Origin of the sequence: Carboxylicivirga caseinilyticus (assembly GCF_050589785.1) — a bacterium.
Classification (GTDB): domain Bacteria; phylum Bacteroidota; class Bacteroidia; order Bacteroidales; family Marinilabiliaceae; genus Carboxylicivirga; species Carboxylicivirga caseinilyticus.
Genome location: NZ_JBNGOX010000005.1, coordinates 1 through 22034, shown reverse-complemented (window position 1 = coordinate 22034; position 22034 = coordinate 1). Strand labels below are relative to the sequence as shown.

General features: G+C 37.7%; 24 protein-coding genes. 12 read left to right on the top strand and 12 right to left on the bottom strand.

Annotation, left to right across the window (positions count from 1 at the left end; all coding sequences use genetic code 11):
• Nucleotides 1–8: 8 nt before the first annotated feature.
• The gene (pdxH, locus tag ACRD62_RS03705) at nucleotides 9–716 is read right to left on the bottom strand and encodes a pyridoxamine 5'-phosphate oxidase (protein WP_430818774.1); all 708 of its coding nucleotides are present in this window, start codon (nucleotides 714–716) and stop codon (nucleotides 9–11) included.
• A gap of 53 nt (nucleotides 717–769) precedes the next feature.
• Here pdxH and ACRD62_RS03700 point away from each other — a divergent pair, with 53 nt between their 5' ends.
• On the top strand, nucleotides 770–1342 hold the full coding sequence (locus ACRD62_RS03700; RefSeq protein WP_430818773.1) for a cob(I)yrinic acid a,c-diamide adenosyltransferase: 573 nt from the start codon (nucleotides 770–772) through the stop codon (nucleotides 1340–1342).
• Here the strand turns inward: ACRD62_RS03700 and ACRD62_RS03695 are convergent, their stop codons facing one another.
• On the bottom strand, nucleotides 1343–1753 hold the full coding sequence (locus ACRD62_RS03695) for a DUF2752 domain-containing protein (protein ID WP_430818772.1): 411 nt from the start codon (nucleotides 1751–1753) through the stop codon (nucleotides 1343–1345). It abuts the gene before it with no gap.
• The gene (locus ACRD62_RS03690) at nucleotides 1746–2387 is read right to left on the bottom strand and encodes a hypothetical protein (RefSeq protein ID WP_430818771.1); all 642 of its coding nucleotides are present in this window, start codon (nucleotides 2385–2387) and stop codon (nucleotides 1746–1748) included. The genes ACRD62_RS03695 and ACRD62_RS03690 overlap by 8 nt, the downstream gene beginning before the upstream one ends.
• A 165-nt stretch (nucleotides 2388–2552) precedes the next feature.
• On the opposite strand from ACRD62_RS03690, the gene ACRD62_RS03685 reads away from it, so the two are divergent.
• The 5 genes from ACRD62_RS03685 to ahcY all read left to right on the top strand — a co-directional run bounded on the left by ACRD62_RS03685 (nucleotide 2553) and on the right by ahcY (nucleotide 7688).
• Nucleotides 2553–3275: a LiaF transmembrane domain-containing protein gene (locus tag ACRD62_RS03685; protein ID WP_430818770.1), complete on the top strand. Its 723-nt coding sequence runs from the start codon at nucleotides 2553–2555 to the stop codon at nucleotides 3273–3275.
• A 62-nt stretch (nucleotides 3276–3337) separates the two neighbouring features.
• On the top strand, nucleotides 3338–4396 hold the full coding sequence (locus tag ACRD62_RS03680) for a sensor histidine kinase (RefSeq protein WP_430818769.1): 1059 nt from the start codon (nucleotides 3338–3340) through the stop codon (nucleotides 4394–4396).
• Between the two features lie 12 nt (nucleotides 4397–4408).
• Nucleotides 4409–5158, top strand: a complete 750-nt coding sequence (locus ACRD62_RS03675) for a LytR/AlgR family response regulator transcription factor (RefSeq protein ID WP_430818768.1) — start codon at nucleotides 4409–4411, stop codon at nucleotides 5156–5158.
• Between the two features lie 71 nt (nucleotides 5159–5229).
• Nucleotides 5230–6174 carry a bifunctional riboflavin kinase/FAD synthetase gene (locus ACRD62_RS03670; RefSeq protein WP_430818767.1) on the top strand — a complete coding sequence of 315 codons (945 nt, stop codon included), beginning with the start codon at nucleotides 5230–5232 and terminating at the stop codon, nucleotides 6172–6174.
• An 89-nt stretch (nucleotides 6175–6263) separates the two neighbouring features.
• Entirely contained in the window at nucleotides 6264–7688 is a 1425-nt protein-coding gene (gene ahcY, locus ACRD62_RS03665; RefSeq protein ID WP_430818766.1) for an adenosylhomocysteinase, read from the top strand.
• A 62-nt stretch (nucleotides 7689–7750) separates the two neighbouring features.
• Here the strand turns inward: ahcY and ACRD62_RS03660 are convergent, their stop codons facing one another.
• A complete protein-coding gene (locus ACRD62_RS03660) occupies nucleotides 7751–8182 on the bottom strand; it encodes a Rieske (2Fe-2S) protein (RefSeq protein WP_430818765.1) in 432 nt (143 codons plus the stop codon).
• 230 nt (nucleotides 8183–8412) lie between these two features.
• On the opposite strand from ACRD62_RS03660, the gene ACRD62_RS03655 reads away from it, so the two are divergent.
• From ACRD62_RS03655 to ACRD62_RS03645, 3 genes are all read left to right on the top strand, one after another.
• Complete coding sequence (locus tag ACRD62_RS03655; RefSeq protein WP_430818764.1) at nucleotides 8413–8817, top strand: hypothetical protein; 405 nt, start codon at nucleotides 8413–8415, stop codon at nucleotides 8815–8817.
• A 152-nt stretch (nucleotides 8818–8969) separates the two neighbouring features.
• Nucleotides 8970–9440: a transcription elongation factor GreA gene (gene greA, locus ACRD62_RS03650; RefSeq protein ID WP_430818763.1), complete on the top strand. Its 471-nt coding sequence runs from the start codon at nucleotides 8970–8972 to the stop codon at nucleotides 9438–9440.
• An 11-nt stretch (nucleotides 9441–9451) separates the two neighbouring features.
• Nucleotides 9452–9844 carry an HIT family protein gene (locus tag ACRD62_RS03645; protein ID WP_430818761.1) on the top strand — a complete coding sequence of 131 codons (393 nt, stop codon included), beginning with the start codon at nucleotides 9452–9454 and terminating at the stop codon, nucleotides 9842–9844.
• 44 nt (nucleotides 9845–9888) lie between these two features.
• Here ACRD62_RS03645 and ruvC read toward each other — a convergent pair whose 3' ends face one another.
• The 5 genes from ruvC to rplU all read right to left on the bottom strand — a co-directional run bounded on the left by ruvC (nucleotide 9889) and on the right by rplU (nucleotide 12749).
• Nucleotides 9889–10443 (bottom strand): crossover junction endodeoxyribonuclease RuvC, encoded by a 555-nt coding sequence (ruvC, locus tag ACRD62_RS03640; RefSeq protein WP_321407483.1) that lies wholly within the window; start codon nucleotides 10441–10443, stop codon nucleotides 9889–9891.
• A gap of 2 nt (nucleotides 10444–10445) precedes the next feature.
• The gene (locus tag ACRD62_RS03635; RefSeq protein ID WP_430818760.1) at nucleotides 10446–10745 is read right to left on the bottom strand and encodes a DUF4286 family protein; all 300 of its coding nucleotides are present in this window, start codon (nucleotides 10743–10745) and stop codon (nucleotides 10446–10448) included.
• Between the two features lie 49 nt (nucleotides 10746–10794).
• On the bottom strand, nucleotides 10795–12066 hold the full coding sequence (gene serS, locus ACRD62_RS03630) for a serine--tRNA ligase (protein ID WP_430818759.1): 1272 nt from the start codon (nucleotides 12064–12066) through the stop codon (nucleotides 10795–10797).
• 87 nt (nucleotides 12067–12153) lie between these two features.
• Nucleotides 12154–12414 carry a 50S ribosomal protein L27 gene (gene rpmA / locus ACRD62_RS03625; RefSeq protein WP_319400187.1) on the bottom strand — a complete coding sequence of 87 codons (261 nt, stop codon included), beginning with the start codon at nucleotides 12412–12414 and terminating at the stop codon, nucleotides 12154–12156.
• 23 nt (nucleotides 12415–12437) lie between these two features.
• On the bottom strand, nucleotides 12438–12749 hold the full coding sequence (gene rplU / locus ACRD62_RS03620; RefSeq protein WP_321407492.1) for a 50S ribosomal protein L21: 312 nt from the start codon (nucleotides 12747–12749) through the stop codon (nucleotides 12438–12440).
• Between the two features lie 303 nt (nucleotides 12750–13052).
• Between rplU and ACRD62_RS03615 the strand changes: the two genes are divergently transcribed.
• Nucleotides 13053–13649 carry a bifunctional nuclease family protein gene (locus ACRD62_RS03615; protein ID WP_430818758.1) on the top strand — a complete coding sequence of 199 codons (597 nt, stop codon included), beginning with the start codon at nucleotides 13053–13055 and terminating at the stop codon, nucleotides 13647–13649.
• A gap of 71 nt (nucleotides 13650–13720) precedes the next feature.
• Nucleotides 13721–15112, top strand: a complete 1392-nt coding sequence (locus ACRD62_RS03610) for a NupC/NupG family nucleoside CNT transporter (RefSeq protein WP_430818757.1) — start codon at nucleotides 13721–13723, stop codon at nucleotides 15110–15112.
• Nucleotides 15113–15372: 260 nt separating this feature from the next.
• On the opposite strand, the gene ACRD62_RS03605 is transcribed toward ACRD62_RS03610, so the two are convergent.
• From ACRD62_RS03605 to dnaE, 3 genes are all read right to left on the bottom strand, one after another.
• Nucleotides 15373–16161 carry a toxin-antitoxin system YwqK family antitoxin gene (locus ACRD62_RS03605; protein ID WP_430818756.1) on the bottom strand — a complete coding sequence of 263 codons (789 nt, stop codon included), beginning with the start codon at nucleotides 16159–16161 and terminating at the stop codon, nucleotides 15373–15375.
• Between the two features lie 69 nt (nucleotides 16162–16230).
• Nucleotides 16231–16548 carry a thioredoxin gene (gene trxA / locus ACRD62_RS03600; RefSeq protein WP_321407499.1) on the bottom strand — a complete coding sequence of 106 codons (318 nt, stop codon included), beginning with the start codon at nucleotides 16546–16548 and terminating at the stop codon, nucleotides 16231–16233.
• Nucleotides 16549–16695: 147 nt separating this feature from the next.
• Complete coding sequence (dnaE, locus tag ACRD62_RS03595; protein ID WP_430818755.1) at nucleotides 16696–21087, bottom strand: DNA polymerase III subunit alpha; 4392 nt, start codon at nucleotides 21085–21087, stop codon at nucleotides 16696–16698.
• Between the two features lie 244 nt (nucleotides 21088–21331).
• Between dnaE and ACRD62_RS03590 the strand changes: the two genes are divergently transcribed.
• Nucleotides 21332–21910, top strand: coding sequence for a 30S ribosomal protein S16 (locus tag ACRD62_RS03590; protein WP_430818754.1), 579 nt, complete (start codon nucleotides 21332–21334; stop codon nucleotides 21908–21910).
• The last annotated feature ends 124 nt before the right edge of the window (nucleotides 21911–22034 follow it).

Below are 22034 nucleotides of genomic sequence, written 5' to 3'. Positions count from 1 at the left end.
TAAATAAATTAAGGAGCAAGCCGATCAATTTTCCATGCATCGGCTTGTTTGGTATAAACAAACCGATCGTGAAGCCGACTGGTTCTACCCTGCCAGAACTCAATTTTATGAGGATTCAAAATGTATCCTCCCCAGTGTTCCGGTCGTGGAATAGGTTGATTTTCGTATGTATTTTTGAGTTCGTTGTATTTATTTGTCAGAAAATTTTCTGCAATAACCTGACTTTGTGGAGAAACAATTGCGCCGATCTGACTTTCTCTTGGACGTGATTGAAAATATTCGTCAGACAGTTGCTTATTGATTTTTTCGATACTTCCACTAATCCTCACCTGGCGTTCCAATTCACCCCAGAAGAAATTAAGACAAGCTTTATTGTTTTCAGCCAGTTCATTTCCTTTTTGACTCTGGTAGTTAGTGAAAAAAGTAAAACCCTTAACACTGGCATCTTTTAATAATACTATTCTAACGTCGGGCATGCCTTCATTATCGGCAGTGGCCAGACTCATTGCATTAGGATGAAGGCATTGACTCTCTATGGCCTCATTCATCCATTTATGAAACTGTTCAAACGGACTGTCATTAAGGTCTTTTCTTTCGAGTGAGTTTTTTGTGTATTCATCTCTAATGTCTGCCAGATTATTCATGCTCTTCAGTTTTTCTGATACCATAACAATGGCTTGTTGTATTTGTTGAAGTTTTAAAAAATTACTCAACATTTATTCAAATGGGTTGTTTGCATTGACGAGGACTTTGAAGAAATAATTACATTATGAAGATATATACTAAAACAGGAGACAGAGGTCAGACGGGATTACTTGGAGGAGTAAGAGTAAGTAAAGATGATATCAGGGTAGATACCTACGGAACCTTTGATGAGGTGAATTCATTCATTGGATTACTTCGAACCAGATTGGATTCGAATCACAGCTGGCAGGATAAACTGCACCAAATACAGGTTGAGTTAATGAATACCATGTCGCATCTGGCAACACCTGAGGAATTGAAAGGAAAAAATAAAATGCCATTACCAGATGGGATGGATGTTTTTTGTGAGAAATGGATTGATGAAATAGAGAATTCATTAAGCAGTAAATCAGATTATTTTATTTTACCTGGGGGCAATGAAATTTCGGCTCTTTGTCATGTTGTTCGAACTCAGTTGAGAAGAGGTGAACGTAAGCTGATTGGTTTGCATAATCAACATAAAGTAGAGCGATCGATACTATTATTCATCAATCGTTTGTCTGATTTGTTTTTTAGTCTTTCGCGTGCAGCACTCGAAGAAGCTAATTTACCTGAAGAAAGGTGGAGAGCCTTTATGTATAATCGAGAAGAGAAGTAATCAGGAGTAATTACTGATAACAAATCGAAGAAGGTCCTTTAAATAAGGGCCGGCAAGTAAGGCAACAGATGAAATAGTGATGATAAAATCCCAGATTATAATTGGTTTTCCACTTACGGCTTTAACAATCAGATAGCCTCTCCATATTATTTGAAGAATTAAAAGCATTAGTAATCGGTAGGCATTGGGATTAGCTTCCAATGCCTGCTCAAACTGCCCGTTATAAAGCAGGTTCCATGCTCTGGATAGGCCGCATGAAGGACACGGTTCGGAGGTTAGATGATTAAAAGGGCAACTTACTTCCGTTATGCCTTTGAAGCTTAACAAGGGATATAAGAGGCCAATACTCAATCCAATCAGTAAAAAGAACTGAAAAAGTCTCCAATCTCCAATATTGCTGCCTTTATTCATTCTTTCTGACTTCGAGAGTTATAGAAAAATCTTCGATGAGCTCTTGCATTTCCTTTTCCAGTTTATCCAGTTCATGCTCAAGTTCATCCAGTTCTTCTAAAGTCAATTCGTCTCGGGGAATCTTTATGGTGATGGTTTTGTTATTGGATTTAATATCAATTGACCTAAATCCTTTTAAAATTTCGGTAACAATTTCTTTTGCAACTTCACCTGCAGCTTCGGCATCTTCAGCAATTTGATCGATTTCTTCATCACTTAAGCTGTGCTCTTCTATTTTAATGTGAATGTTGGCATCTTTCAGATCCTTTTTGATGTCATCGATAATAAACTCAACATGTTCTTTAACGCGATCATCGGCATGTTCCGAAAGAGAGGAGATGATTCCGGTCCAGGCCCCGGCAATAAGCAATGAAGTTGTGCTCATCACAATACCAACAATGGCAATGCTTTTGGGGGTTCTGTGTTTTTCCTGTTGGGCTAAACCAATTAATGCAAAAACTAAACCTAACAATGCCGGTAAAAAAGCGATCATTCCAAAACAAGGAATTAAGGCTATAACGAAAGCCATAACGGAGAGGGCGAGTCCGGCGATGGATAGGGTGTTTGAAGATTTTGGATAGTCAAAATTTTCCATATGTTACTATAATTGACGAATAAATTTAAGGAATTGCCAACTAAAATGAAAGAATTATTATACCCCTTTCGTAACTCACCGCATTAAATTCGTAGTTGGCCGATTATTCGTTTTTTATAACGTAACAACCTGATATTTTAGTATAAACATTTTAAAAAAAATATCATGAAAGATTTTAGTCATAGTGAACACCAAAAAAGCAGAGGCGGACATCGTGGTTTGGTAGGGTTATTTTTTATCGCTATCGGTATAGTTTTATTATTAGGAACATTAGACATATTGCCATATGAAATAAGTAGTGTTCTGTTTACGTGGCCAATGATTTTGGTTGCTTTTGGTTTGTTTAATTTGTTGAAAAAGGAATTTACTTCTGCAATCATTCTGTTATCGATTGGTGGTTTTTTTATTATTCCTGATTTATTTCCTTTTGTTGATTTTCGCGATGTATTTAAGTTCTGGCCATTATTATTAGTACTCATAGGAGTTAGCATTTATTTTAAACGAAAACCATTATTACCTCATAACCATATTACATCAAATTCAGATGAAATTATTGATGAGGTGAATGTATTTGGAGGTGGAGTAAGTCAGATTGAATCCAATAATTTTAAAGGTGGAAAAATAACGGCTGTATTCGGAGGAAGTGAAATTAATTTGGAAAGATGTCAACTTTCTGATGAGGGTGCTGTACTTGAGATGGTAACCATATTTGGTGGTGCAAAGCTGATCGTACCTCGAGGTTGGAATGTTAAAACTGAAGTGGTTTCGATTTTTGGTGGTTTTGCTGATAAAAGAACCTACTATAATGAAACAGTGTCAGATCCTTCAAAAACATTGTATATTAAAGGAGTTGCAATTTTTGGTGGAGGTGAATTAAGAAATTTCTAAAATAACCACTTTGAGTTCCTATGTTGTAATGAATTAATTATCAATGTAAAATAAATACGCTGATGATCCATCCAATAGTTAGTCAATCAAGAATTTTTAAATTTTATACCGTAGTATGGGTTCTTATCGCGGTGCTTCATTCTCTTGTGGATTGGCTGATATATGACCTGAACCTGAAGTTACTAATTGCTGATGGTCTTGTATTTAATAGTTTAATGTTTTTTATCGGACTGAGTATCTGGTATCCGGTATTGTATATCGATAAAAATAAGGGGCAATGGAATACTTTTATGCAGTTTTTGATTGCAGGTATTGTAATTGTTGGACTATGGTTGTTAATGGGTAAATTGATCTTACAATTTAGCTTTAGTAAGGAGGAGTTAGATATTATTTTCAATCAGCGTGCTTACATTATAAGAATAGTGGTTGGCGCCTTTCAATACTTGTTGTTTGTGCTCATTTATTATATGTTTAAGTTCTACGAAGAGTTGGATGAGAAGAACAGAAGTCAGGAAAAATTGAATCGTTTGCTACGCGAATCAGAACTGAAAGCTTTAAAATCTCAACTGAATCCTCATTTCCTGTTTAACAGCTTAAATAGCATAAGTGCTCTTACCATATCCAATTCAGATGATGCAAGGGAAATGATTAATAAGCTTTCTGAATTTCTTCGTTATTCATTAAAGAAAAATGAAGAGAAAGTTCTTCCGCTCAAAGAGGAATTGAAAAATGTAGAAAGATATCTGGAGATTGAAAAGGTAAGGTTTGGAGATAGATTAACAAGTACTTCAGATGTGCCTTCAACCTGTTACGATATGGTTTTGCCAGTCATGATTCTTCAGCCATTATATGAGAATGCAGTGAAGTATGGTGTTTATGAAAGTGTTGAGCCTGTTGAGATTCGTACTTTCTGCAGATGTCTTGAAGGAGATCTTGAGATTAGTGTGGTTAATAATTTTGATGAAGAGGCCCTGAGAAGCAGAAAAGGTGAAGGTGTAGGGTTGGATAATGTCAGGGATCGGCTTCGATTGGTATACGGGCGGACTGATTTATTGACAGTAAATAAAGAAAATGGTTATTTTGAAGTTTCACTCAGAATTCCACAGAAGAATTCAAAATAAATATGGTGTTTGATGAGTAATATTTATAGAGCTTTAATTGTTGATGATGAACCATTGGCAAGGAATATCATTAAATCTTATCTCAAAAGATGGGAAAATATTGAAGTGGTTGATGAGTGTTCTAATGGTTTTGAAGCATTAAAGTCAGTAAAGGAATATAAACCTCATTTGATGTTCCTGGATATTCAGATGCCAAAAGTGACAGGATTAGAGTTAATGGAAGTGATTGACGATCCTGTATTGGTTGTTTTCTCAACTGCATACGATCAGTATGCATTAAAAGCTTTTGAATTGAATGCGGTTGATTATTTGTTAAAACCTTTTAATGAGAAGCGTTTTGGAGATGCTGTTAAGAAGTTGATTCAAAAACTTGAGACAGGTGAGAAAAGTAATCAACAGCAAATTAATTCAATACAGGAGCAATCAGAAGAAAAGCTGGAGCGTATCGTGGTTAAGAAAGGCAATAAGCTGGAAGTTATTCCTTTGGAAGATATATTGTATATTGAAGCTCAGGATGATTATGTAATGATATATACTTCAGATGCGCATTTCCTGAAAGCTAAAACCATGAAGTATTTTGAGGATCACCTGCCTCCTGAGAACTTTATTCGTATACATCGAAGCTATGTGGTAAATGTTGAAAAGATAAAGCAGCTGGAACCATATAATAAAGATACACAGCTTGCAGTAATCAGTAAAGATTGTAAATTAAAGGTTAGTCGTACAGGTTATAAGAAGCTTAAAGAACTGCTGGATTTCTAGATTGCCAGTTTCAAACCTGTTTTCTTTTATGCTTGCAGTTGTTTTTGTTATTTTTGTGCAAAACAAAAGAAGTGAAAGTCCATTCTGATTTATCCACATTTAAAGCAACAAGGCCAGTTGTAACTATTGGTATGTTCGACGGAGTGCATACAGGGCATCGTATGTTGCTGGCTCAGCTTGTTGAAAAAGCAAAGGCGTCAAAGGGTGAAGCAGTGGTAATTACTTTTTGGCCTCATCCAAGAATGGTATTAAACCAGGATAAAGAAAGTCTTCGCTTTTTAACTTCACCTGAGGAACGAACAATATTATTCAGTCAGTTAGGTATTGATCACCTGCTTTTAATACCATTCACAAAAGAACTGGCGAATCTTACATCCGAAGAATTTATTAGTGAGTTTCTGGTTCAGAAGATTGGAATTTATCATCTTTTAATGGGTTATAACCATCGTTTTGGAAAAGATCGCGAATCAAGATTTGAAAAATATACCGAATTAGCTGAGAAATATAACTTTGGTATTTCTCAGGTTGAGGCTGTTGAAACAGCAGGGTTAAAAACCAGTTCAACCGATATTCGTAATCATTTATTGAATGGTAATATCGAAAAAGCCAACCAGATATTAGGCTATCCTTATCTGTTAAGTGGTCGTGTGATGGGAGGTCAGCAGTTGGGAAGGCGAATTGGTTATCCGACCGCCAATATTGAAGTCAACGAATCGTTTAAGCTTATACCACCCGATGGTGTTTATGCTTGCTCAGTGCATGTTGAAGGTAAGCTATTTGGAGGGATGCTTAATATAGGTTTTCGTCCTACGGTCAATCATAATGTTGATCACCGCTCTCTGGAAGTGCATATTTTTGATTTTCATCGTGATATTTATTCTGAGGAGATTCAGATTGAATTTATCCAAAGGGTTCGTGATGAAATGAAGTTTGAAAATGTTGAAGCCCTCATCAATCAGTTAAAAAAAGATGAACAAACCATCCGGTCAATTGTAAATAAAACGGAGACTTTGTAAGTTGTTACGTTTTCAATTGACTTCTTAAAGTGTTTCTAAATAGTTAATTCGCAATTATTTTGTAATTTTGCAGTCCTAAAAATAGAAAGATGGCAGATATAGTAACAGATAAAGTAGACTTTAAGGTTGCTGACCTTAGTCAGGCCGATTATGGCCGTAAAGAAATTGAAATTGCAGAGAAGGAAATGCCGGGATTGATGGCTCTGCGCGACAAATACGGTAAAGAAAAGCCTTTGAAGGGTGCTAAAGTGATGGGGTCGTTACATATGACTATTCAAACTGCTGTTCTTATCGAAACTTTAGTTGATTTAGGCGCATCAGTAAGATGGTGCAGCTGTAATATATATAGTACTCAAGATCATGCTGCTGCTGCCATTGCTAAGGCCGGAGTGCCGGTTTTTGCCTGGAAAGGTGAAACATTAAAAGAGTACTGGTGGTGTACCGAGCGTGCTTTGGATTTTGGTAACGGACAAGGACCTGATTTGATCGTAGACGATGGTGGTGATGCTACTTTAATGATTCACAAAGGAGCTCAGGCTTTAAATGATGCTTCTTTCCTTGATGCCGATTACAGTAACGAAGGTGAAGATTACAAAGAATTAATCGCAATTGTAAAAAGCACATTCGAAGCAGATCCTCAACGTTGGTCAAATGTAGCCAAAGGACTAAAAGGAGTAAGTGAAGAAACTACTACAGGAGTTCATCGTTTGTACCAGATGAAGGAAAAAGGTGAGTTGCTTTTTCCTGCTATAAATGTTAATGACTCTGTTACAAAATCGAAGTTTGATAACTTGTATGGTTGTCGCGAGAGTTTGGCTGATGGAATTAAGCGTGGTACTGATGTGATGGTAGCCGGTAAAACAGTTGTTGTTTGTGGTTACGGTGATGTAGGTAAAGGTTGTGCGCAAAGTATGCGTGGTTTTGGTGCGCGAGTAATTGTTACCGAAATTGATCCGATCTGTGCTTTGCAGGCAGCTATGGAAGGTTACGAAGTTTCAACTGTTGAAGATGCCTTGGCAGAAGGAGATATTTATGTTACAACAACAGGAAATAAAGATGTGATCCGTATTGAGCATCTTGAAGGAATGAAAGATCAGGCTATTGTATGTAATATAGGTCACTTCGATAACGAAATTCAGGTTGAGAAACTTGAGAAATTCCCGGGAATTGAAGAGATCAATATCAAGCCTCAGGTTGATATGTTCCGTTTCCCTGATGGTCACGCAATTATTTTATTGTCACGTGGTCGTTTGGTGAATCTTGGTAATGCAACTGGTCATCCAAGTTTTGTAATGAGTAATTCATTTACAAACCAAACATTGGCCCAATTGGAATTGTGGCAAAATGATTATGAAGTAGGGGTTTATACACTTCCTAAACATTTAGATGAGGAAGTAGCCCGATTACATCTTGGTAAATTAGGAGTTAAATTAACTCGATTAACTGATGAGCAGGCTTCCTATTTGGGAATAAGTGCAGATGGTCCATTCAAACCTGAACATTACAGATACTAATTGTATAAAGATATTATCAATAAAGCTCATCGGAAGATGGGCTTTTTTATTCTATGAAAATCCTAGTTGGAGATAGTGAGGTAGTTGCCATTTAAGTTTGTTTGGTATTGCCTCAAACCGTATTGAGCAGGACCTTCAATCGGGTTTCCACTGGCTAAACTAAAAACAGAACCACAATGTGGACAAGTAACTTCCACATCACCATTAGTTTCTAATTCGGTGTAAAAGTATCCGGGAACATCGTGTTCATGTGGGCACATCAAATCAAAAGCAGAAATGTCGTAGTTCGAATTCGAAAGCTTCAATACAACAACTCCATTATGCCCTAATTTAACATTGCCTGCATATTTAACTACAAATGAGGTGTAGTTATATTGTGGTAATTCAAGATTAATGGTTCCGTAAAACGAAATATTGGGAATAGGATTATAACGATCCTTGTTGCATGCAATAGATATCAATAACATTACCCCAACTATCCAGAACTTTCTCATTTTTATATTTTTTACCCTGATGAGTATTAAACGTGCAAATATATCTTTTATGTTGTAAATCACTAAAAAATTAAGATTAGTTAAAGAAATCATCAAATAAATTTTGAGAATCATCTTAACCCTCTTAAATTTAAGCTTGCTTTTTTGTAATTGTTAGAGAAATTCTGTTCAGTTATCAAAAAGCATATGCAATCATGCTTTAGAATAGTAGATGCTTATATTGATTAGTTATGGATGATTTTGGTGATATATTATATGTACTGGTGATGTTAGGCGCATTGGTTTTTAGTGTGATTCGTAAAGCACAACAAGCCAAGAAGAATGTGCCAAGGCCTGGTTCTGAATCGTCCAATCCATATGATCCATTGGATGAAGAGGAGCCATTGATGGAAGAGATTCGGGAAATGTTTTCTAAACCCAAAGTTCCAAAACCCCAGCCGGTCTTTGAAAAGCCAAAAACAGAAATAAAGCCATTTGCTAAAAACGTTGCTAAACCGATTGTTAAAAGAAGTATAGAGCCCTTGGAGGTGATAAATACCGAAGAAGAGCACGATCCTTTTATCTTTGATGTTGAGGAGGTAGATATGAGAAAGGCTGTTATCTACTCCGAAATACTCAATCGTCCCTACCAATGACAATGAGCTATTTAGCAGTTAATTAAAAAGTTGTCGATAATATTTTAATTTGTGGTTGAGCTAAACTTTCGTATATTTGTACGAAAGAGTTCTGAGGTAATCGGGATTCTTTTGTTTTTTTAGGTCATACTGAAAACTTTAAAAAAGAAAAAATGTCAATACAATATGTAACCGAATCAGGTTTAAAGAAACTTAGGGAAGAGTTGCACCATATGGAAACTGTTGAACGTCCATCTATCTCAAGGCAGATTGCTGAAGCCAGAGATAAAGGTGATTTGTCTGAGAATGCCGAATATGATGCAGCCAAAGAAGCACAGGGATTGTTGGAAATGCGAATTGCAAAACTGAAAGATACTATTGCAAACAGCCGTATTTTGGATGAATCAAAACTGGACACTTCAAAGGTTCAGCTTTTGAATAAGGTTAAAATTAAGAACCTTAAGAATAATGCTACCATGACGTATACGCTGGTTCCTGAAAGTGAAGCAAACCTGAAAGAAGGTAAAATCTCAATTGAGACCCCAATTGCTAAAGGATTACTTGGTAAGAAAGTTGGAGATCAGGTTGATATTCAGGTGCCATCAGGTTTGATGACTTTTGAGGTGATTGAAATTTCATTGTAAAAAGATTAGGCATGCCAACAATTTTCACTCGCATTATAAACGGAGAAATTCCTTGTTACAAGATAGCTGAAGATGATCGCTTTTTTGCGTTTTTAGACATTAATCCACTGTCTGAAGGTCATACTTTAGTTATTCCAAAGCAGGAAACTGATTATTTGTTTGATTTGGAAGATGAGCTTCTAGCAGATATGATGGTGTTTGCTAAAAAGATTGCATTGGCTCAGAAAAAAGTGATTGAATGTAAACGTGTTGGTGTGGCTGTATTAGGATTGGAAGTTCCTCATGCACACATTCATCTTGTTCCTTTGCAGGCAGAGACAGATCTTAGTTTCTCAAAGCCTAAACTTAAATACTCGCAGGAAGAATTTATTGTAATTGCAGAGAAGATAAAAGAAGCCTTGTAAATTAAGGTGTTATGATATAGAGGGCTGTTTCTTTTGAAGCAGCCCTATTTTTTTATCCTGCCTGGATTTTTGTTAATAAATTCTTTCCAGCTTTTGACGCCACCTGTAAGTTGTAACTTCTGATTTTGAAGAAAGTGGCAATAGGCAGCTGCGAGTCCATCAGTTGCATCCAGATATTCGGGAATTTCTTTTAATTTGAGCATTTGTTTAAGTAGGATTGCCACCTGTTCTTTTGATGCACGCCCATTACCGGTAATTGCCTGTTTAATTTTAAGAGGAGCATATTCAAAGATGGGCACCGATCGTGATAAGGCGGCTGCCATAGCAACTCCCTGGGCACGCCCAAGCTTCAGCATCGATTGAACATTTTTACCATAGAAAGGTGCTTCAATGGCCAATTCATCAGGGTGGTAGCTGTCAACCAGTCCAACTACACGCTCAAAAATCTTTTGAAGTTTAAGATAGTGATCGGTATATTTATGTAGTTCAAGAACTCCTAATGTTACCAGGTGGGCTGATTTACCTTCAACCTTAATAACTCCGTAACCCATTACAGTTGTTCCCGGGTCAATACCTAATATGATTCGTTCTTGTGGCAAGCCTAAATTTCTTTTAGGATAGAGCTAAAATGAAGACATTTCTCTCCCAGATGACCTGATAGATTATCCATTAAAATAGTATTGTATTTATTAATCGTTTCCAGCTCCTCTGGTGATTTACAAAGTAGTTGACAGGAGAAGTTGGTGCTGTCATCATGAATCACAGCCATTACTTCGTATAATTCAACCCGAATTCCTTGAATCATATCCTGCATGGTTGGTAAATAGTTTCTGTCCATCCATGTTCGCCAGTTATTAATGGCTGTGTTTTGTACAGAAAAAGTAGTGTTGAAAATAAACATAAAATAAAAATATAGGCGGAATAAATTTATCCCGCCATGTATATATTAATTACTTAATGATATCGAAGCCAGTATATGGCACAAGTACTTCAGGAATACGAATGCCTTCTTCTGTTTGGTTGTTTTCAAGCAAGGCAGCCATAATACGCGGCAATGCCAATGCACTTCCGTTTAATGTGTGAGCCAGCTGAGTTTTCTTTTCTCCATCTTCTTTATATCGAAGCTTCAAGCGATTTGCCTGGTAACTTTCAAAATTTGAGACAGAGCTAACTTCCAGCCAGCGTTCCTGGGCTGCAGAATATACTTCAAAATCGTATGTTAAAGCAGAAGTGAAACTGATGTCGCCACCACATAGACGAAGAATGCGCCAAGGTAATTCAAGCTTTTCTACTAATGTTTGTACATGAGCAACCATCTGTTCCAATACTTCATATGAATTAGAAGGATGGGCAACCTGAACAATCTCTACTTTGTCGAATTGATGTAAACGATTCAATCCACGAACGTGTGCTCCCCATGAACCTGCTTCACGTCGGAAGCAAGCTGAATAAGCACAGTTTTTAATAGGCATTTCAGAAGCCTTTAGAATTACATCGCGATAAAGGTTGGTTACCGGTACTTCGGCAGTAGGGATCAGGTAAAGATTATCAGCCGTAACATGATACATCTGACCTTCCTTGTCAGGCAACTGTCCTGTTCCAAAACCTGAATCCTCGTTTACAACTAATGGAGGCAGAACTTCCATATATCCGGCTTTAACAGCTTCATCTAAAAAGAAGTTGATTAATGCACGTTGTAAACGTGCTCCTTTGCCTTTGTATACTGGAAAACCCGCACCGGTTATTTTGGTGCCTAATTCAAAATCAATCAGGTCGTATTGCTTAATTAAATCCCAGTGAGGAACGGCATTGTGTAATTCAGGAATCTTACCACCGTTTTTTACTTCAACATTGTCTTCCTCTCCTTTCCCTTCCGGAACCAATTCATTGGGTACATTTGGTAATTGAACCAACTGGTTGTTAAGCTGGGTTGTGGTTTCGGAAAGTTTATTATCCAATTCTTTGATACTATCCTTTAATTCACCGGTTTTGGCTTTAGCCTTGTTTGCCTCTTCAACTTGCCCGCTCTTAAAAAGTTGTCCAATTTCCTTAGATAAGCTGTTCATTTCAGCTTGTAAGGTTTCCACCTGAGCCTGGGTGGATTTACGCTCGTTATCGAGACGGATTATTTCCTCTATAATTTCGGTTGCATCAAAACGCTTTACTTTAAGACGTTTGATGACTTCATCCTTTTGTTCTTGAATGAATTTTAAGGTCAACATACTTCTTCAATTAATTGGATAAAAAAATCTCCTGAATTCATCACGAAAGTAATAAAAACAGGAGATTTAATTGTGCTTTCAGCGATCTTATTCAGCAAATGGAACTACTGATACGTAAGATCGGTTGTTTCTTTTCTTTGTGAACTCAACTTTACCGTTGATCAAAGCGAATAAAGTGTGGTCTTTACCAATACCAACGTTTTCGCCTGGATGGTGCTGAGTTCCGCGCTGACGAACTAAAATGTTACCAGCTTTGGCAGCTTGACCGCCATAGATTTTTACGCCTAGTCGTTTACTTTCCGACTCTCTACCGTTCTTCGAACTACCGACGCCTTTCTTATGTGCCATCTTATTCTAATTTTTTTGAGTTATCAACCTACGATTTCTTCGATTTGAATTTGTGTAAAGTACTGACGGTGTCCGTTTTTCTTCTTGAAAGTTTTTCTACGTTTCTTTTTGAAAACGATCACTTTATCTCCTTTTACGTGAGATAATACTTTAGCTGTTACTTTTGCACCTTCCAACACCGGAGCGCCAATTTTAACATCTCCTTCATTGTCAAGCAAAAGTACTTTTTCAAATTCTACAGAGGAACCTTCCTCTGCACTCAATCGATGCACAAAGATCTTTCTGTCTTTTTCTACTTTGAATTGCTGTCCAGCAATATCAACAACTGCGTACATATCACCAATTATTTATGGTTCTATCCAGGAGGTGGGCTTTAACACTAAAATCAGCCACTTTTTCTACCCCGCAAGATTCAATGGAGTGCAAAAGTATAAAAAAATATTGCATCACACAAACAAATTTACTTTACTTATGCTGAAAATTAGATTTTTATAATATTCAAACACATATATCAGGTTTTTAATTCAAAATCTAACCTCCTTTAGTTTAAAAGTAATTACTATATTTGTTTTGGTATACCATTTGTATTTAGAATTCGCCTTGTTTAGTGGTTTTTAAGGTGAAGAAACAATTGTTTTATGAGTAATAAAAAGGTTAAGCTCAATATTTTAGGATTATCATACAGTCAAACTCAATCGGGAGCCTATGCGTTAGTGTTGGCAGAGGAGGAAGGAGACCGAAGAATTCCTATAATAATTGGGGGTGTAGAAGCGCAATCAATAGCAATTAAATTAGAAGGCCTTGAGCCGCCTCGTCCTTTGACACACGATCTGTTTTTAAATTTTTCAAAATCGTTCGAAATAGAAATACTTGAGGTAGTAATTTATAAACTGGAAGAAGGTATATTTTATTCTGAATTGATTTGTCAAAGAGGAGAAGAGCAGTTGCATATTGATTCAAGAACTTCTGATGCTGTTGCCTTGGCTCTTCGTTTTGAGTGCCCGATTTACACTTACGAGAGCATAATTGAAAAAGCAGGTATAGTACTTGATTTTGATAGTAAAGAAGAACAACCTGTAAAAAAGACCTCTACTACAAAGCCTGTTTCAGCTGAAAAATACAAAGAGAAAAGTATTGAGGAGCTAAAAAAACTATTGCAGGAAGCCATTGAAGGGGAGGACTATGAAAGAGCTTCTGATATTAGGGATGAAATTAATTCCCGAGAAGAAGAATAACGATAATTATTAAGTTTTAAGAATAAAGCAGGGTGAATTGTTCACCCTTTTTACATTTATAAAATCTTCCGATGAAGAAAGTGATTTTTACCTTGTTGGCACTGGTTGCTATGCAAATAGTGTCGGCACAAACGCCTGCCTTACAAAGTGTGGTTGAACCCGGTGCCTCATTTAGTTTTTTAACAATCCTTCGTGGATTATTAGGAATGGTTGCTATTATTGGCATCGCCTGGTTGTTTAGTATTAACCGAAAGGCCATTTCGTGGAAAGTAGTAGGGATCGGTTTGGTGATCCAGGTGCTTTTGGCTGTATGTGTTTTATATGTGCCTTTTGTTCAAAGCATGTTTGAATTTTTTGGGAAGTTATTTACGTTGGTTCTTGATTTTACCAAAGTAGGAGCTGAGTTTTTATTAGGAGGCTTACTAGATTCATCATCCTTTGGATATATTTTCGCATTCCAGATTTTACCAACCATCATATTCTTTTCAGCACTAACCAGTGTTTTGTTTTATTTAGGGGTGATACAAAAAATTGTTTGGGCTTTAGCCTGGTTGATGACTCGGGCATTAAAATTATCAGGTGCTGAGAGTTTGTCTGTTGCAGGTAATATCTTTTTAGGACAGACAGAGGCTCCTCTTATGATTAAAGCCTATTTGCCAAAGATGAATACATCTGAAATGTTTTTGGTGATGGTCGGTGGTATGGCAACGGTTGCCGGTGGGGTTTTGGCTGCATACATCGGATTCTTAGGTGGAGATGATCCTGTACAACGATTGATGTTTGCCAAGCATTTATTAACTGCTTCAGTGATGGCTGCTCCTGGAGCTATTGTGGTAGCCAAAGTATTGGTTCCTCAAACAGAAGAAATTGAGTCGGAAGTAAAAATATCAATGGATAAAATTGGTAGCAACATACTTGATGCAATGAGTAACGGAACTACTGAAGGCTTGAAGCTTGCAGCCAATGTAGGTGCCATGTTGTTGGTGTTCTTTGCTTTTATAGCCTTGATTAACTACGGTTTTGATAAAGTGGGACAGTGGACCAGTTTAAATACTGCAATTGCTGAAATGACTAATGGTCAATACCAGCATTTTAATCTTGAATTTATTCTCGGATATGGATTGGCGCCATTAATGTGGTTGATTGGTGTTCCATCGCAGGATATAGCATTAGTGGGGCAGTTATTGGGAGAGAAATTAATTGCCAGTGAATTTGTGGGTTATACCAGTTTGGCAGAGTTTAAAACATCAGGCGTTCTTACTGATACAAAATCAATATTAATGGCAACATATATGTTGTGTGGATTTGCCAATTTTGCTTCTATTGGTATTCAGATTGGTGGAATTGGAGGATTAGCTCCAAATAAAAGAGAGTTCTTGTCAAAATATGGTTTCAGAGCTTTATTAGCGGGTACACTTGCTTCGCTTCTTTCTGCTACTATTGTTGGAATGATATTAGGATAGGTTATAAGTTTGTTCGTTATTAGTAAGAAGGCAGTAGTTTGATAGATTGCTGCCGAATATTTTACGAGAGCTCAAAAACCTTTATTAATGCTTATAATGAGATTATGCGAGAAGTATTAGAGAAAGGCTTGTTGGATGTTGCGGATTGCATAATATAGCAAATGTAGATGGGGTAAATATGATTTTGTAATTAAATAATTACATAAAAAAGCGTCCAATTTTGGACGCTTTTTTTATGTAGTTATTTTTTACTTTTCTTACTAAACTCCACGAACATCAACAGCAATTTTCTTTTGAAGTATGTATGTTAATCCGTCTTTTGTTTTTGCAACAGCAACAAAGTTCAATGATTTATTTAACGATGCTCCTTTAGGAACATTAATCGTTAACTGACCTTTAGTGTCAGAAATTGGACGTAGTGGAGTTAGGTTTTTGTGGTAGTATTTTCCTTCAATTAAGTCTCCGTGGTAGAAATCAACTGATTTGATTTTACTTGCGGCCTCTCCAACAAGCGAACATGTAATAATGTAGTTGTTACTTGTTCGAATGTTATTTTCTTCTTTTATTGAAAGAACTGGTGCAGGACGTTCAACACCTAGGTTGGTGTATTCCTTTAATCCAACTCCAGGAAGTCCACCTTTATATGGGTATTCAGCCACCAGGTTTCCATCTCTGTCGTAACGTTTACAAATGCCGTCCAAACGATCGTTTTTGTACATTTGTTCTTTGTACACTTTACCATTACCATGATAGGTGGTGCGTAAACCTTCTTTTTTATTGTTTACGTAATTAAATGTTTCGGCAAGTTTACCTGTTTTGTAGTATCTCTTTGCTAAACCATGTTTAACAGCCGGACCATCTTCCATTAATTTATAGGTCGTTTCCCATTCTACTGGTGCAGATGGATCGTTGTTAAAGTTTGTTTTCTTGATGACTGTACCATCAGGATTTTTATTTCCCGATGTATTTGTTGAAGTTTCAGGGGCAAAAAACTGACACCCGGAAAGAACAAAAATACTCAGTGTTAAAATAATTGATAGGTTTTTCATGATAGTTTGTCTTGTGTGGATATAAAAAAGGCTGCCAGTTCTGACAGCCCATATTTCTTTTATGTCGAACTATACCAGAGCATCTAATTTAGATGCCAGTATTGTTTTTGGGCTTGCGCCAACTTGTTTATCAACAACCTCTCCGTTTTTGAAAAATAGAATGGTTGGGATATTTCGGATGCCAAACTTCACTGAAGTTTCAGGATTATTATCTACATCCATTTTGGTGATAACTGCAGTTTCTGCATATTCTTCAGATAATTCTTTAACAATTGGAGTAATCATCCTACAAGGGCCACACCATTCAGCCCAGAAATCAACCAAAACAGGCTTGTCTGATTTCAAGACAACCTCTTCAAAATTCGCATCAGTAACTTCAATCAACATAGCAAATCTGTTTTCTTAATATGATTAATAATTTTAACTATTCTCGTATGTGTATGAAAGCACAAAGTTATCAAAAATAAGTTCTTTCATTCCAAAAATATACTTTTTTTCCATATGTGCCTAATATGCAAAGAACAACATTTAGGGCTATGCAATGTTCATTGTGACGTCGGGATGTTCTTCAATATACCGAACCAATTCATCGGATAAATCAATTCTCATTGTTCGAGACAGAAGTTGAACACTGTTTTTACTTTCGTTATCAATTACCTGGAATTTAAGCGTCACATTTCCTTCATTCTTATTCAAAAGAGCCGACATTTCAGTAATTAATTCCTGAGTGATGGACTTTAAAGGGACCTGTAAAGTAATGGTACTTACCATTTTCTCACGCAATTCGCTTAAAAAAGATATATGGTTGATCTTAACTTCTAATTCGTCTTTGTTGAACTTACGCTCTTGCACGCGGCCTTTCAGTATAATAAAATAACCTATCTCCAGATATGGCATGTACTCGGTGAAATCTTGACCAAAAAAGGCAAATTCATAAGAGCCGCTATAATCTTCAAGAGTCATAATGCCAAATGGATTTCCTTTTTTGGTTGTTCCTCTGCGCATGTTAACAACCATTCCTCCAAGGCTTATGTCACGACCTTTCATTGCTTCCAGATCTTCCAGTTGCTTTAGGTTGTTCTGGATGAAATGAGTTAGTTCCAACTTGTAGTCGTCGAGTGGATGGGCTGAGAGGTAAATGCCAATAAAGTCTTTCTCCTTGTTGAGCTTTTCAATGTTGGAGAAGGGTTCACAATTTGGCATATCAGGTTTTTTGATCTCCACCGCACCACCGATAGCTCCAAATAATGAGTTTTGCGAAGTTGCTAAATCAGCTTGATATCGGTTCCCGTAACGAATTAAATTCTCAATAAAAGCGGTATCTTCGTTAGGAAGAGGAACAAAAAACTGAGCCCTGTGATAATTGCCCAGGTTATCAAATGCACCTGCATAAGCCAGAGCTTCTATGTTCTTTTTATTAACAGTTGTAAGAGGAAGACGTTCTACAAAATCATATATATCCTTAAATGGGCCATTCTGTTCTCGTTCTTTGATAATGGCTTCTACAGCACCTTCACCAACGCCTTTGATACCGGCCATTCCAAATCGAATGGCTCCGCTTTTGTTTACAGTAAATTTACGGTAACTTTCATTTACATCCGGACCAAGAACCTCCATCCCCATATTACGGCACTCCTCCATGAAGTTAGTAATCTTGGTGATGTCGCTAAGGTTGCGACTTAATACACCAGCCATAAATTCAGCAGGATAGTGTGCTTTTAAATAACCGGTCTGGTATGCTACATAAGCATAACAAACGGAGTGTGATTTATTAAAAGCATAACTGGCGAAGGCTTCCCAGTCAGACCAGATCTTATCGATAAGCTTTTGTGGATCTTTATTGGTGGTCTTGCCATCTTTACATGCCTGAACAAATTCTTCACTGCCCAGACAGCCATCGATAAACTTGGTTTTTAGTTTATCCATCATGGCCATGATCTTTTTACCCATGGCTTTACGCAGTGAGTCGGAATCACCACGGGTAAATCCACCTAGTGCTCTCGACTGAAGCATTACCTGTTCCTGGTAAACTGTAATACCGTATGTATCCTTCAGATACGGTTCCATCATTGGGTGATCGTAAACAATCTCTTCCCTGCCATGCTTACGGGCAATAAATGATGGGATATATTCCATCGGACCCGGGCGGTATAATGCGTTCATGGCAACCAGGTCTTCAAACCGGTTAGGTTGAAGAGCACGAAGGTGCTTTTTCATCCCCGGAGACTCAAACTGGAAAATGGCTGTTGTCTCACCTCGACTGAAAAGTTTAAATGTTTCTTCATCTTCCAGATCCACATGATTGATGTCAACATCAATTCCCTTCGATAGTTTAATATTTCCCAGAACTTCCTTAATGATAGAAAGTGTTTTTAGGCCCAGAAAGTCCATTTTCAACAGGCCAATGTCTTCAACAAAACGGCCGTCGTATTGGGTGGTAAGCAACTCTTCACCTTTTGTTGGCATTACCGGGAGATGTTCTTCCAGAGGGTTTTTGCCAATCAGAACACCACAGGCATGCACACCGGTTTGCCGAACAGACCCTTCCAGAGCCTCTGCAAACTGCATGGTTTTTGCAATCAATGGGTTGGGTGAATCTTTTTCTTTTAGTAATTCAGGCTCCTCTTTATAAGCTTTTTTGAAACTCATTTTGGGTGCTTCCGGTACCATCTTGGCCAGTCTGTTTGCTTCCGACAAGTCCAAACGAAGAACACGGGCAACATCCTTTATCGAACTTTTGGTAGCCATGGTACCGAAGGTACAAATATGAGCTACCTTATCCTGTCCGTATTTATGGGTTACGTAATCCAGTACAGCCTGCCGACCATCGTCATCAAAGTCGATATCGACATCGGGCATTGATATTCGATCCGGATTCAGGAAGCGCTCAAACAGTAAGTCGTATTTAATGGGGTCAACATCAGTAATTCCTACGCAGTATGCTACGGCTGCACCGGCTGCCGAACCACGCCCCGGACCAACCAGTACACCATTGTTTTTTGCCCAGTTGATGAAATCCTGAACAATCAGGAAGTAACCAGGGAAACCCATCGTCTTGATCGTTTCCAACTCAAATTTAAGCCGGTCTGTTACATGCTCCTCCGGGTTATCACCATATCTTATTTTACATCCTTCAAATGTCAGGTATTCAAGATAATCGGATTCCAGCTTAATTGGAAGGACTTTGTCGTAACCACCTAACTTCTCATATCTTTCAGCACCAAATTCTTCAATTAAATTCTCTTCAGTATATTTTTTGCCATAGCTTTCGAGTGTTCCAAATTCTTTTGGGATATCGAAAGGTGGCATGATAGGATTGGCATTTAACTCAAAGTTTTCAACTTTATTGGCAATCTCAATGGTATTAGACAAAGCTTCCGGTATATCGGCAAACAGTTCGTTCATTTCCTGAGTGGTTTTGAACCATTCCTGTTTGGTGTAACGCATGCGTGTTGGGTCATCATAATCACGACCAGTGCTTAAACAAACCAATACGTCGTGTGCTTCGGCATGACCAGGTTCAACAAAATGAACATCGTTAGTGGCAACCAGCTTAACATTAAGTTCCTCTGCAAACTCGCGAAGCATTTTATTTACTTTAACCTGATTTTCCCATACGTCAATTCGTAAACGAGGATCATCGTTTTTATGACGCATCATTTCGAGGTAATAATCGTCGCCAAAAATATTTTTATACCAAAGGATTATTTCTTTTGCCTTATCAAAATTTCCGGCCATTATATTCTGGGCTACTTCGCCACCCAGGCAGGCACTTAAAGCAATTACTCCTTCGTGATATTTTTCAATCAGTTCTTTATCGATACGTGGCTTGTAATACATACCTGTAGTATGCGCAATGGATGTCAGTTTTAAAAGATTTTGATATCCTTTGTAGTTTTTTGCCAGCAGTATTATGTGGTGTCCACCGGCATCTGTCTTGTCATCTTTGCGCAAATGACCTCTTCGGGCAACATAAGCTTCCACTCCTAAAATAGGCTTTACTCCGGCTTTTGTGCAGGCAACATGAAATTCTTTAATGCCGAACATGCCTCCATGATCTGTTAGTGCCACAGCAGGCATGTTATCTTCCACAGCCTTGGCGGCCAGATCAGCTGTTTTGGCAGCACCATCAAGGATGGAATATTGTGAGTGAACATGAAGATGGACGAAAGAATGTGACTGAGCATTAGCTGCAGCTTCTTTTAATTTTCGTTCTTCCTCTTCGATGGAGATGTCATCAAAGGTATTAATCTTGAATGACTCATATTTAATTCCTGCTGGTTGAATGGGGGCCGGGTTGTTTTGTTTGAAAGCCTGAATCTGACCTTCAGACATCTGTAGTCTTTGGTTTGAAATAGCACCAATTCTTACCAGTTCAAGAAAACATCGGGTAGTATATTCAACGTCGGCAGCAGCATTGTGGGCCTCAGGAAATGGCTCATTAAAGAGCTTAATATGTAATTCAGTTAATGTCGGGGGTTTAATCGATCCGCTTTTATTGCGAAGTCCACAATACTCAGTACTCTCATCCTTGGTACACAAGCTGGGTGAAGTAGTCATTATCTCCTCCATTTCGCAACGAAGCAGTTCTGAACCAACTATGTTGATATCAAACTCAACGTTGTGCCCTATGATGAATTTAGCTTGTTTAATGTCTGTAATAAAATCTTCGAGAGCCTGTTTAAGAGGAACCCCTTTTTCATGAGCAATCTCATTGCTGATGCCATGTACAGCTATGACATCTTCAGGAATGGTAAAGCCATCGGGTGTGATCACATGGTTTTTGGCAAACAACAGATTTCCTTCTAGATCGTGACATTGCCAGGCCAGTTGAATCATTCTGGGCCAGTTGTCAAAATCGTTTAACGGAGCTTTAAACTTCTTGGGTAAACCTGTGGTTTCGGTATCGAATACTAAAAAATACATGCAACTACACTTATTAAAAATCCAACCTGATTGGCTTTATAGCCATACTGCGAAGTTACGTTTTTAGGCTGGAAAAGGAAGTTTATATTCTTCCATTTAGTCAACAGTTTATTCACAAGAGCTGTATAAAACTATATTTTAATGAATTATTGTGAATGAGGGCTTTGTGGAAATATTTTTATAGTGTATCTTTGCAGCCGCAAAACGAGTTTTTGCAATTGTTTAAATATTAAAACGTAATACTATGCCTGTAAAAATCAGACTGGCACGTCATGGACGTAAAAGGTATGCATACTACCACATCGTAGTTGCAGATAGCAGAGCTCCACGTGATGGAAAGTTCATTGAAAGAATTGGTTCTTACAATCCGAACACAAATCCTGCTACTATTAATTTGAACTTTGACAAAGCTCTTACTTGGCTTGCAAATGGTGCTCAACCAACTGACACTGCTCGTGCGATTCTTTCGTACAAAGGTGTGATGATGAAAAAGCACTTATTGGAAGGTGTTAAGAAAGGTGCTTTCGATGAGGCTGAAGCTGAAAAACGCTTCAATGCTTGGTTAACTGAGAAAGAAGGTAAAATCCAGGCTAAGAAAGATGGTTTGGCTAGTGCTAAAGCTGATGCTGATAAAGCTGCTTTGGACCGTGAGGCAAAAATTAATGCTGACAGAGCTGAATCTCTTGCTAAACAAAAAGCTGAGTTGGCTGCTGAAGCTGAAGCTGCTGCGAAAGCTGCCGCTGCAGAAGCTGCTGGTGAAGAAGCTCCTGAGGCTGAAGCTGAAGGAACTGAAGAAGCTGCTGAAGAGCCACAAGCTGAGTAATTCAGAACAACTTTTTCAAGAAATAGAAATGAGGGTGTCCAAAAACTAAACATCAGAACAACGTTAGTTTCAATTTGTAATAAAATATCATTTTATGTCACCCCTAAATCCCCTGAAGGGGACT